Raw genomic sequence first — 12,637 nt, 5'->3', positions numbered from 1 at the left:
CATACCTGCTGACCTTAATACACAATTTTATATAACGATCTGAAAACAACTTTTATGATTTAGCCAGGGATGGAGATCCGATGAAGGCATAAATCACTTCTTTAATCAAACCTGCGAGTTTAGTCGCGATAGAGTTATTTCTTTCACAGTTTTCTTCACGCTCGAAAATAGATGCCGGTGCTTCTTCAAGAATTCTTTCATTAAGCGTCACCATTCTGCCCATTTTCGTAGCCAGATCCTTCGTATAGGAAATAGCCGATTCTCCTGTCAATTGTATCACAGCTGATTTGTTGATCACCGTTTTGGCAGGAGCGTGTTTACTTACGTGTTCCTTTACCGAACGAAATTCCTTTCCGGCCTGAAGCTTTTTGTGTGCAACAAACATATTATGAGAATATCCGGTTGCACTTGCCTGAAGGCTAAAAAGGACAAGTACGATAAATAATTTTATAGTTTTCATGGCTCTGTTATTTCAGTCGTTTACAAAAAAGGTGCTTTTGAAATCTTTGTAACTAATTGACAGTACAAATATATATGTTTTCTAAGGTACATTGCAATACATAGTACCTTGTTTTTAACATTTTTTTTAAATATTTTTTTCAAACATGCTTATTTTACTCAATGAACGGTCGGTCAGACGGTTGAGAGATGGAAAATTAGTAAGAAAGGTTGCACGGGTAAATAAAAAAATGCCGAACCGCAGGAATTAATATACCAACTGTACAAAAAAGAGGATCAAGCAAAAATGCAGTTTCCCTTAAAACGCAAAAAACCGGCCCAAAGCACTTCCGCCCGGAACCGGTATTCATGTTATTTCTTTAATGTAATTTTCAGAAGGATTTCATTATTCCGAAACCGGAGCCACTTTGACCTTATCGTTACTGAAATACTCTTTCAACTTCAAAAAGTAAGATTCGAAAAAGTAATAACTCAGTGATGCAATGACGTAGGTAAACACCAGGCTTCCGAGCAGGTTGACCGCCCAGTATTTTGTAATGAAAAAGATCTCGAAAAGTTTGAAACAAAAAGGGTGAAAAACGTATAACCCATAGCTTACCTTTCCTGTGTAAATAAGCGGCGTCTGCGTCAAGATTTTTTTTAGCCAGTTGCCTTCCTGCAAGCAGATCACAAAGCCGATAAGGCTGCAAAAAGAAATGGACGTTTGTAGAAAACTCAGCGAATCAACAATGGAAGGACCAACAAACCGGTTCAAAACCCAAACCATATTAACCGGTATCAGCAGCAACAGAAAATATATAGCATTCCTGCGTTTTACAAATCCGTGGTATTCAAGGAGCGCCAGAATCGCGCCGATTGCCAGATCATCCATTCTCGTGAAAGTGAAATGATGGATAAGCGGGTAATGGCGGCTCAGGTAAATCCTGAGAATAAATGATGTGACGATGATAACGCTAATCCAGAAACTTATCGCACGTTCTCTTAAATAATAAATCAAAAACGGCCAGACCAGATAAAAATGCTCTTCCACGGCCAATGACCAGAATTGCCCCGGCCCTTCCGATTTCCAGCCAAACGTGGTTGAAAAATCCTGAAGATAGATCCAGTAATAAATTTGCAGGCCAAATTCAGGAATGGAGCCGCCGAAAAATAATGGCGTCAGATAATAGATAACCAGAAACAGATAATACAGTGGGAATATCCGGAGCGACCTTCTGACAAAAAAGTTGTAGAAATAATTTTTACTTTCTCTGGTCGATAACAAAATCCGGGTGATCAGGAAGCCGGATAAAACAAAAAAAAGGGTTACCCCCGTTTCACCTTTAAGCGCAAGTCGTTTAAGAAATTGAAAAATGCTTCCGTCTGTTTCAAAATCAGAAAAAAAGTGGAAAAACATTACCATCAAAATGGCAATTGCCCTAACTCCATCCAGTTCTGTATAATAGCTTAGTTTACTTTTTTTGTCACCTGAAACCATTAATGTTTAAAAATTAACGTAAACAATTTAAATGAAGCGCGGGTCGATGGATCTTACTATTTTTCAAGCCGCAGCATCCGGAAGAATGTCTGCGGCTTGAAGGTATTTTATTTCTCTCTGAAGAAAATGGTGATCGGTACACCGGCGAAATCAAAGTTTTCACGCATTCTGTTTTCCAGATAGCGCAAATACGGATCTTTCACATGTTTTGGATTACTGCTGAAAAACACAAAAGTCGGTGAAGGCGTCGGCAGCTGGATCATATACTTGATATTGATATACTTTCCTCTGTGTGCCGGCGGCGGGTATTTTTCAATTTCAGCCTGCATCACATCATTCAGTTTTGAAGTGCTGATTTTCTTGGTTTTGTTTTTATAAACCTGCATCGCCATTTCCATCACCTGGTGAATACGTTGTTTTTCAACAACGGATGCAAAAATGATCGGCATGTAGTTCATCGGTGCAAGTTTTTCCAACAGCTGCTTTTTGAACGTATCGGCTGTTTTGGAATCTTTTTCAACAAGATCCCACTTGTTCACCATGATCACAATCCCTTTTTTCGCTCTGTCAGCCTGACCGATGATGGTGATATCCTGCCCTTCCAATCCCAATGTCGCGTCCAAAAGAATGATACAAACATCAGATTCTTCCATGGCTTTGATCGAACGAAGCGTCGAATAATATTCGATATCTTCATTCACACGGGATTTACGACGCAAACCAGCGGTGTCCGTCAGGATAAACTCCATTCCGAAAGCATTGTAATGCGTGTGGATGGCGTCACGTGTAGTTCCGGCGATGTCCGTTACAATACTGCGGTCAGTTCCTGTCAAAACGTTCAGGAAAGATGATTTCCCAACATTTGGACGGCCCATAATCGCAATACGCGGAATACCCGCTTCCGGATCTTCAATACCAGGTGTTTCAAAATGTTTGATTACCTCATCCAGCAAATCACCCGTTCCAAAACCTGTTTGGGCGGAAATCGGATAAATATGGTCGCCCATACCCAGTTCATAGAACTCCGCTGCTGACTGGTAACGATCTGTCGTTTCAGCCTTATTGGCAACCAGATAAACCGGTTTGTTGAAACGGCGCAATACATTTGCAAAATCTTTATCAAGATCGGTAAGTCCTGTCATGGTATCCACCATAAACAAAACCACGGTTGATTCTTCGATTGCAAGTTCAACCTGATCCCGGATTGCTCCTTCAAAAATATCCTCTGACCCTACTACATATCCTCCCGTATCGATCACGGTAAAATACTGGTCCGTCCATTCACCATAGCCATAGTGACGATCGCGTGTAACGCCGCTCTGGTTATCCATGATGGCCTTGCGGCTCTCGATCAGACGGTTAAAAAGTGTAGATTTACCCACGTTTGGGCGCCCTACTATTGATATAACATTTGCCATTTTTATTTTTCTAATCCCTGGCCGCAAGTTTTGACCAGAAACCCATTTTATTTTTATCTTAATGATAGAACCCTGACTGTCAGGATCTGAATGACGGATTGAGAATGACGTTCCTTACTCTTCATATCCAAACTGACGAAGCTTATTTTCTTTGCTTCTCCAATCCGGTTCTACTTTTACGTGTTGTTCAAGGAAAACTTTTTTGCCAAAAAATTCTTCCATGTCCTTGCGTGCCTCGCTGCCGATTTTTTTCAGCATCACGCCTTTTTCCCCGATGATAATCCCCTTTTGGCTTTTACGCTCAACAAGAATCTCGGCCCGGATCACAATCATATCGTCGCGTTCCTTAAATTCTGAAATAACCACCTCGCTGCTGTATGGAATTTCCTGGCGGTAGTTCAGAAATATTTTTTCGCGAACGATTTCCGAAGCAAAGAAACGTTCAGGTTTATCGGTTAGTTCATCTTCATCGAAGTATGGTGGATGAAATGGTAACCGGGTAATGATTGCATCAAACAAAGTCTGTACGTTAGCATTCAACAACGCAGAAATCGGAATAATTGCAGCAGGCTGAATTTCCTTTTCCCACTCTTCTGTTTTACGCTTCAGTTCTTCCTCGTTTGATAAGTCAATTTTATTCAGCACCAAAATAATCGGTGCCGTTGTTCTCTGAAGCAAAGGTATTACTTCATGGTCTGCTGCTTTTTCTCCAACTTCGGTAACAAACAACACCACATCCGCGTCTTCCAGAGAGCCTTTTACAAAGGTCATCATGGAATCGTGCAATTTATACGCGGGTTTTACAACACCCGGCGTGTCAGAATAAACAAGCTGAAAAGGAATTCCTTCATGTTTTCCATTCAGGATCCCCATAATACGGTGACGCGTTGTTTGTGCTTTTGAAGTGATGATCGACATCTTCTCTCCCACCAGCACGTTCATCAGAGTGGATTTACCTACGTTAGGTTTACCTATAATGCTCACAAATCCGGCACGAAAGTCGCGGAGAGCAATTGGATTTTCTATATTTTCGTTCATAAGATTTTTATTGTATTTCGTTGATTCAGAAGTAATCTCAGTTCTAACAACAACGAAACTATTAAGGTGTTACAGTCAGCTTATCGTCCAGCATACGGTTAATATATTGCTGTGCAAAAGCCTTCACCTGTAATTCCATTGGGCCTTGTATGGCGGGTAATTTATCCTTTAAATTATTTTTCAAGAGCTTATCTTCCTGATAATTATACAAACCTACGGTTTTCTGGCCATCAAATTGCAATATATATGGACCATTGAACCATTGATATACACCATCGTAGTTTACCGCGAAGTTAATCGGCGGCTTTTTGAAGATATTTTTGCCGAATGCAAAATAGGGTTTATCGTAGTTGAGATAACTCAAAACGGAAGGCATAATATCGATTTGCTGCACCAGTGTGGAGGTATCGCGACCCGCCAGTGTGCTGTCGCCCGGCGCATAAAAAAGGATCGGGATCGAGAAATTACCAGCCGAAGTCTGATATTCGGGGTAATGTGCAAATGTTGCCGCATGATCTGCGGTGATGATAAACAAGGTATTTTTATACCAGGGCATCGTTTTCGCTTTGGCAAAAAACTTTTTCAGCGCAAAATCCGAATAACCCATAGTCTGGTAAACAGGCAGCGGACCTTTCGGGAATTTTCCTTCATAACGTTGCGGCACCTTATAGGGATCGTGAGACGATACCGTAAACAACGTGCTCATAAAAGGCTCTTTGAAAGTCCCCATTTTATTTGCCCAGAACTGTAAAAATTCCTCATCCCAAATTCCCCAGATTCCATCGTAGTCTGCGTCGTTGTTGTATTCCGTTTTGCCATAATATTTTTCCACACCGATCAGATTAACAAAAGCCTGAAAACCCATCGACCCGTTTGGAGCTCCGTGGAAGAAAGAGGTGGAATAACCTTTTGTTTTTAATATTTCCGGGAAACTTGGCAGTTTGTTATCCGTATAACGCATCGTCACAAATGGCTCTTTGATACCCGGAATACTTGTCAAAACAGACGGAATCGCCTCGATCGACTTGGCACCATTCGCAAAAGAATACCAGTTCACCTTGCTGTGCTGCATCAGCGAGTCAATAAAAGGTGTGTAACCCTTGTACGTTCCGTTTTCAAGATGCCGGTTATAACCACCCACCATCTCCTTTCCGAAACTTTCCCAGATCAGGATCACAACATTCATCGGCTTGAAAGGTGGCTGGCCGGCCTCAGGGGTATGCACGGGATTGAAAATTTTATCGGCATCAGCATATCCCGCAAAATATTTGGCACGTTCATAATCGCTTCGACGGATCGTTTTGTAAATGCAGAACGGCGTATTGAGGACAAGGAACATTTCCTTGGGCTTTTGCACGTATTCACCGGCATTACTCAGCGTGATCGGCCGGATGCTATGGGCAAAACCTCCGCGCACTCCTCCGATGAAGAGGTAAACAATTGCACCCATCCATGCTGCATGCACGAGAAAAAATCCCCACCAGGGTAGTTCCGGACGGTTACCAACGCGGATAATTTTTGTGATTTTAACGAGCGAAACGACCAGCAGAATCCATATCACGGCAACATACCAGTACCTCACAATAAATCCACCGAACAGCGTACCCATGTTATCCTGATTCGAAAATTCTTTCAGGATCGACCAGGTTGTCCGTTTGATCGTAAAACGATAATAGATAAAATCCATACAGTTTGCCGAAAGGGCAATGCTGTTGGTGATGATAAAAAGATAGTCCAGGAATTTCTGATAACCCTTCCGGTATTTGAACGTGAAGGGTACGCACATTAAAAAAATGAAGAGAATATTGGTGTAAAAAACGGCGACGATATCAAATTTTATCCCGCCACCCATCAAACGCAAAGCATGCGCAAAAGAAATTTCAGGAAAAAAAACGGCGTTGAATGAATAAAATAAAATGCGGCAAACCATGAACAAAATCATGATCCAAAGTATCCTAAACAGCAGTACAACGTGAATACGCCCCCTTAACGCGGCAGGTGACAAAGAAAAATTCATATATAATCGGCAGATGTCAGAAGGTCGATGAAAATATTTTTTTGAAATTTTTTACAAAAATAGTTGTTTTTATTGAAACATTAGTCGTATGTTTGCACTCCAATTCAACGACACCGCGGGATGGAGCAGTTGGTAGCTCGTTGGGCTCATAACCCAAAGGTCGCTGGTTCGAGTCCAGCTCCCGCTACAAGAAAGAGGTCACTATCGAAAGATGGTGGCCTTTTTGCGTTTCCGGGCTGATCCAAATTATTTTGCGCAAAAGTCTCGCTCCGTAGGAGCATCCTGTTTATAGCCGGATCACAAAACTCATTTTCCCCGGCTCCATCGGAGCCTCCCTGCAAGGAAAATCCAGATCAGAAAACTCCTAAAGGAGTTACGGAACAAACATGCATCACTCTTCTATAAACAGGATGCTCCTACGGAACGGTGACGTTCGAAGAATTAAAATTTTACTCAAATCAAAAAAATCCAAAGAACCATAAGCTGCGGATGCATATCTCAAATGCGCTGACTCGCCTGGGCGGGTACACAAATACAAAAGGCTGCCATTTACAGCGGCAGCCTCCATATAAAACATTATATTCTTTATCTCAATCCTCAATCAAATCCCTAAGCACCACCGAGGCACAAGTAGCGCCAAAAGTTGCCGGCAAATAGGACATCGTGCCGTATGCCGACTTTTTATAGTTACTGCCGTCTGTCAGCATCAGCGATTCTTTCAGTTGCTCTTCCGTTGAAAAAACGGCTTTGATACCTTTATAAATCCCCTCTCTTTTCAGATTTTTTCTGATCTGCTGGGCGAAATTACAATTGTAGGTTTTAGAAATATCAACAACCTTTAACATTGTAGGGTCCATCCTGCCTCCCGCACCCATCGAACTGACGATGCGCATCTTCCGCTGAAACGCCTCTTTTAAAAATGTAATTTTCGGCGTTACACTATCGATCGCATCGACGATATAGTCATAAGGATGCGCGGAAAGAATCTCTGCCACCGCATCCGGATTGATAAATGTTTTAATCACATGCAGTGTCAATTCAGGGTTGATCGCTTTCAGACGTTCAGCCATGATATCCGCCTTACTTACGCCATGATTGGTTGAAAGCGCTGGCAATTGCCTGTTTCTGTTACTTGGATCGACCGTATCTCCATCTACGATGGTCATCGTACCGACGCCGCCCCGGCAAATAAACTCTGCGGCAAAAGACCCTACGCCTCCCAAACCAATAACCAAAACATGCGCTTTGCTCAGTCTGACTAATTTTTCTCTTCCAATTAACAATTCGGTTCGGGACAGCCAGGCGAAATCTTCCATCATCGGTCAAATACGTTTAAAAAATTTTTTTCGAGCTGCAAAAGAATCTCTTTTTCAGAAATATTCTTAATCCGGGACGCTGATTTATAAATTTCTTTGATGTCAACATCGGCATCATCGGTTTCCAGAAAAACCTGTTCCAGAGGAGTGGATTTAAAAGTATGAAGCGTTGCCTCGTTAATACCCAACAACGATTTTCCGAACGACAAGTAGAAACCACGGTCAATAACCGGCTGAATAATGGAAAGCTTATTATTGATTCCATGGAAAATCACCGGCACCTGTACACCTTTCAGCTGTACCAACACCTCATTATGTGCTTTCACGCAGTGAATGATCATTGGTTTTCCCAACGCATGCGCCAGGGTTATCTGCTTTCGAAAAGCTTCCAGCTGCAAAGCCCAGTCGGTAGCACAAAGTTTATCCAGTCCGCATTCACCGATCGCTAACACTTCCGGCCTGTCTGCGTTATAGGTCAGACTTGCAAGCTCCTTTTCCAGATTACCCGCATCCAGATACCACGGATGCAGCCCCATGCTCACTTTTTTCCCTTTAATATCCTGATCAAAGTTTTTATACAAATTTTCAATAAATAACACGCCGTCACTTTCAACATGCGGATGTGTGTGAACATTATAATACATGGATGTACGGCTTGTTAGGCAAGATTTATGAGAAATAACAATCAGGTTCAAGTTATCCAAAATCTTGAAGTGACTGACAATCCCGATTAAAATTATCAGGTGATTAAGTCCCAAAACCGGCCTGCTGCTCTCGGTCTTTCGAGCAAACGGAAACCGATTCTTAAAATATTTGTCTTATTTTTGGCCTATCTGCTAGATCATAATTGCCGAGTCTCAACAAATATGCTTTACTCTACCTGGTTTGAAAATCCCGACAATAAGCTGAAATTAATCATCGTCGCTTTTGTCGTTCTGCTATTACCATTTCTTCTGCTTTCGTTTTTTGTTTTCCCAACGACCGACGACTATTGTCACGCGCTTGGTGTGATCGACATGGGTTACTGGGGATATCAGGAGCATTACTGGAAAACCTGGTCGGGGCGATATATCGGGACCATCATTTCTGCCACACAGCCCCTTTCATATGGTTCGTATCTGGGTTATAAAATTGCCCCGATTATACTGATTTGCCTTTATGCACACGCCATGTGGGTTTTCGTGAAAGCCATTACACTCAACAAACTGGTTACCTGGCAAACAGCTCTTATTACCTTTCTGCTGGTATTCGTGCTTATCGCCGAGCTGCCAATAGTCTCAGGTTATTTTTACTGGTATACCGGTTATTACTACACCCTGGCGGATATCGGAACGCTCTATTTGTTCGCTTATCTGTTCAGAAATTATACAGCACTCGGCACAAAACATATCGTATTGATATGTATTTCGATGATCATTCTGGTCGGGACCAACGAATATACCCTTGTGTGGCTGGTTGCTTTGACCGGTGCTTTATTTTTCTTTGGCTCACTCGCTAAAAAGAAAATTCAGTTCCCGGCATTGATCATGTTTCTGGTAGCCCTGGCCTTTGGCGTATTGTCAATAACCGCTCCGGGAAACGCCGTACGGGCAGAATCAGGGTTATATCCGACACCTTTGAAATTCAATCTGGTTTATTCCATCCAGCATAGCCTGATCACGGGAGTGTCCAATTTTTCAAAAATGGCGCCTTCCCTTTGCGTTTTGGCACTGGTACTTATTCCTTTTGCCGCACAGCTTTATCACAAAAGAGAAAAAAGTGAGTTCCGGTTTCTATCTGTTCACCCGATCATTTCTTTAATTGTTTTCTTTGGCTGTCTTTTTCTGACTTATTTTCCGACCTACTGGTCCATTGCCGGTCCGCCAAACTTACGCGGACAATGTGTGATCACTTTCTGGACACTCATCGGTTTCAGTTATAATGTATTTGTGATTACTTTCTGGGCTATTGAAAAATATAACTCGAAAGTAATTACCCGCTTTGGTCTGCTTGGATGGGTGATCGCCTTGTATTTTGTCACCATTTACACAAGCAACTTTAATTACAGATCTGCCTGGTCGGATGTACTCACGGGCCGTGCTGCGCGTTTTTATAAAGAAATGGAAGCCCGTACCCAGCAGGTTTACGACACGCCGGAACATTCGGTTTATGTGCCTAAACTGAAAAATATCCCGTATTCTATTTTGATCATTACCGAAGCTCCTGACCCGGCCTGGGGATCAGTAGAATATAACAACGGCTGTGCCGAATGGTACTTCAAAAAGAAATTTTTCTTAAAAGAATAACAAACCTTTAGTCCACTGGCGCATCAGAAAGAGGCCTGAAAATTCTATAAATTTCATAGTACCTGCATGTTATAATTAAAAAAATAATTCAGGTCTTGTCTTAATTAGAAAATTTATTTACCTTTGCAAGCCAAAATTACGGGTAGAAGAGATTTATAGCGCAATAATTTGATAATGAGATGAAACGTACCTATCAACCATCGAATCGCAAGAGGAGAAATAAGCACGGATTCCGTGAAAGAATGTCTTCGGCTAATGGCCGGAAAGTTGTAACGGCCCGTCGCAAGAAAGGTCGTTGGAAACTAACTGTTTCAGACGAAAAACGTCATAAGCAATAATCAAGGTTTGAAAGTTTGAGTAGGGTAATACCTGGTTGGTAGTACCAAATCGTAGACACCTTGTCTTTAATCGTGTATTAAGTTCGATTAATTCTCAAACTTAATACACGTTTTTTTTCTACAAGAACTTGAAACAAACATTTGGTAAAAATGAGCGTTTGTGTAGCCCACGAGTAATCGGACGGCTTTTTCAAAGGGGTAGTGCGGATGTACATACGTTCTACCTCTTTCCTTTTCGGGTATTGTATATCTATGATTCCGAAACTCCTCCCCCATTTCCACAGCTTTTATTTTCGGTTTCCAAACGGCAATTTAAAAAGGCCGTCGACAGAAATCTCGTAAAAAGACGCTGCCGCGAAGCCTATCGCCTCAACAAGGCTGCATTACTTTCTCTTCCTGCTGAATCACGACCTGCTTACATTGCTTTTTTGTATATTGCGAAAGAAATATCAACTTTTGACGTTATTGAAACGGCCATGAAGCAATCGGTAAATCGTTTGCTGAAATTGCCTTCCGCTCTCCGGAAAAATCAAAGTCAATGATTTACGACCATAGATGAAAAAGTATCTTCGTTCAATCTTAATTGCTACCCCGGTGATCGCCGGACTGGCATTTGTGTCTTTCAAGCAGGACGACCGTCTGTTTGAAATTGCGCGCAATCTGGATATTTATGCCACGCTTTTTAAAGAGCTGAACGCATACTATGTCGACGAAATCAATCCTAATCAGCTGATTAAAACCAGTATAGACGGTATGTTGCGATCGCTGGATCCCTACACCGTTTATTACGCGGAAGATGATATCGAGGATTACATGACGATGACTACCGGAAAATATAACGGTATCGGCGCTATGGTTAACTCTTCGGAGGGGAAACATACCGTCATGATGGTTTATGAAGATACACCGGCCCAAAAAGCAGGTTTGCAGCTTGGCGACGAAATCACAAAAATTAACGGTGTTGATCTTTCAACGCGCGAAGATTTTGACTCCGGAAAGTTATTAAAAGGACAAACACAAACCAGTGTTACCCTGACAATCAAACGTTACGGACACACCAAGCCTTTGGAAATCACCCTGAACCGTGATATCGTGAAGGTGACGAATGTTCCGTATTATGGCATGATCAGTGAGGATGTCGGTTATATTGATCTTAAAGATTTTACTGCAACCGCTTCACGTGAGGTAAAAACCGCTTTTCAGGAATTGAAGGGCAAAGGAATGAAACACCTCGTGCTGGACCTTCGTGATAATCCGGGTGGTCTGCTGAATATGGCGATTGAAATTTCCAATATTTTTATTCCGAATGGAGAAGAAGTTGTTTCTACAAAAGGCAAGGTAAGTGAATGGAATAAGTCATACACCGCCTACAACCCAGCTTTGGATACCGAAATTCCTATTGCGGTTTTGACAAACAACCGTAGTGCTTCCGCAGCAGAAATCGTTTCGGGCGTTATTCAGGATTACGACCGTGGCGTATTGATCGGACAGCGGACTTATGGAAAAGGTCTGGTTCAAACGACACGTGATCTTTCATATAACACCAAAATGAAGATCACAACGGCAAAATATTACATTCCAAGCGGTCGCTGTATTCAGGCTATTGATTATGGCCACAGGAACGAAGACGGCAGTGTTGGGAAGATACCGGATTCACTGATGACAGCTTTTAAAACACGTAATGGCCGTGTGGTTTATGACGGCGGCGGAATTTTGCCTGATATCGTTACCGAAAAAGAAACATTTTCGCCTCTGGCTACTTCTCTTGCGCGGAACCGGTTGTTCTTTGACTATGCCATCAAATACCATTTTGAACACCAGACCATCAAACCAGCCAAGGAATTCCACCTGACAGATGCTGAATATGGTGATTTTGTGAAATGGCTGAATAACAAAGAATACGATTACACCACTCAGGTTGAGAAAGACCTGAACAATCTGGAAGCTTCTGCGAAAAAAGAGAAATCGATTGACGTCATCCAGGATCAGCTGAAAGGCCTGAGAGCCAAGCTGGCGCATAGCAAGGATAACGATTTGCAGATATCCAAAGCCGAGATCAAAATGGTTCTGGAAGAGGAAATCCTGAAACATTATTATCTGGAAAAAGGAATGCGCGAAGCTTCATTCAACGAAGATCTTGAAGTAAAGGAAGCTTTGAAATTGTTTAAGGATCAAAATCGTTACAACGAACTTTTAAAAGGAGCGAAAAAATAAGTTGTCGCCACTCGGCTGTCGGCTGTCAGATCTATGCAAAAGCTGATTTTAAGTCCGGATGCGCGCCGATGGCTG

General features: G+C 42.1%; 11 protein-coding genes and 1 tRNA gene. 5 read left to right on the top strand and 7 right to left on the bottom strand.

What is annotated here, in order from left to right:
* Positions 1-52 precede the first annotated feature (52 nt).
* The 5 genes from M1L62_RS09375 to M1L62_RS09355 all read right to left on the bottom strand — a co-directional run bounded on the left by M1L62_RS09375 (position 53) and on the right by M1L62_RS09355 (position 6,409).
* Complete coding sequence (locus tag M1L62_RS09375) at positions 53-460, bottom strand: hypothetical protein (RefSeq protein ID WP_254412780.1); 408 nt, start codon at positions 458-460, stop codon at positions 53-55.
* A 384-nt stretch (positions 461-844) separates the two neighbouring features.
* A complete protein-coding gene (locus M1L62_RS09370; protein ID WP_254412779.1) occupies positions 845-1,936 on the bottom strand; it encodes an acyltransferase family protein in 1,092 nt (363 codons plus the stop codon).
* Positions 1,937-2,043: 107 nt separating this feature from the next.
* Entirely contained in the window at positions 2,044-3,354 is a 1,311-nt protein-coding gene (gene der / locus M1L62_RS09365) for a ribosome biogenesis GTPase Der (protein WP_254412778.1), read from the bottom strand.
* 114 nt (positions 3,355-3,468) lie between these two features.
* Positions 3,469-4,392, bottom strand: a complete 924-nt coding sequence (gene era, locus M1L62_RS09360; RefSeq protein ID WP_254412777.1) for a GTPase Era — start codon at positions 4,390-4,392, stop codon at positions 3,469-3,471.
* 61 nt (positions 4,393-4,453) lie between these two features.
* Positions 4,454-6,409, bottom strand: coding sequence for an LTA synthase family protein (locus M1L62_RS09355; RefSeq protein ID WP_254412776.1), 1,956 nt, complete (start codon positions 6,407-6,409; stop codon positions 4,454-4,456).
* A gap of 114 nt (positions 6,410-6,523) precedes the next feature.
* On the opposite strand from M1L62_RS09355, the gene M1L62_RS09350 reads away from it, so the two are divergent.
* A tRNA-Met gene (locus M1L62_RS09350) sits at positions 6,524-6,596 on the top strand.
* A gap of 403 nt (positions 6,597-6,999) precedes the next feature.
* Here the strand turns inward: M1L62_RS09350 and M1L62_RS09345 are convergent.
* Both M1L62_RS09345 and M1L62_RS09340 read right to left on the bottom strand, forming a co-directional pair.
* Entirely contained in the window at positions 7,000-7,728 is a 729-nt protein-coding gene (locus M1L62_RS09345) for a tRNA threonylcarbamoyladenosine dehydratase (protein WP_310589966.1), read from the bottom strand.
* The gene (locus M1L62_RS09340; RefSeq protein ID WP_254412775.1) at positions 7,725-8,369 is read right to left on the bottom strand and encodes a TatD family hydrolase; all 645 of its coding nucleotides are present in this window, start codon (positions 8,367-8,369) and stop codon (positions 7,725-7,727) included. The genes M1L62_RS09345 and M1L62_RS09340 overlap by 4 nt, the downstream gene beginning before the upstream one ends.
* Positions 8,370-8,591: 222 nt before the next feature.
* On the opposite strand from M1L62_RS09340, the gene M1L62_RS09335 reads away from it, so the two are divergent.
* The 4 genes from M1L62_RS09335 (at position 8,592) to M1L62_RS09320 (ending at position 12,562) form a co-directional block, all read left to right on the top strand.
* Entirely contained in the window at positions 8,592-10,010 is a 1,419-nt protein-coding gene (locus tag M1L62_RS09335) for a hypothetical protein (RefSeq protein ID WP_254412774.1), read from the top strand.
* A 179-nt stretch (positions 10,011-10,189) separates the two neighbouring features.
* Entirely contained in the window at positions 10,190-10,348 is a 159-nt protein-coding gene (gene rpmH / locus M1L62_RS09330; protein ID WP_090336744.1) for a 50S ribosomal protein L34, read from the top strand.
* A gap of 128 nt (positions 10,349-10,476) precedes the next feature.
* A complete protein-coding gene (locus M1L62_RS09325; protein WP_254412773.1) occupies positions 10,477-10,890 on the top strand; it encodes a ribonuclease P protein component in 414 nt (137 codons plus the stop codon).
* 13 nt (positions 10,891-10,903) lie between these two features.
* Positions 10,904-12,562 carry a S41 family peptidase gene (locus M1L62_RS09320; RefSeq protein ID WP_254412772.1) on the top strand — a complete coding sequence of 553 codons (1,659 nt, stop codon included), beginning with the start codon at positions 10,904-10,906 and terminating at the stop codon, positions 12,560-12,562.
* Positions 12,563-12,637 lie beyond the last annotated feature (75 nt).

Origin of the sequence: Dyadobacter diqingensis, assembly GCF_024220585.1 — a bacterium.
Taxonomy (GTDB): domain Bacteria; phylum Bacteroidota; class Bacteroidia; order Cytophagales; family Spirosomataceae; genus Dyadobacter; species Dyadobacter diqingensis.
The sequence above is the reverse complement of the archived record's forward strand: the minus strand, read 5'-3'. Positions and strand labels throughout refer to the sequence as shown.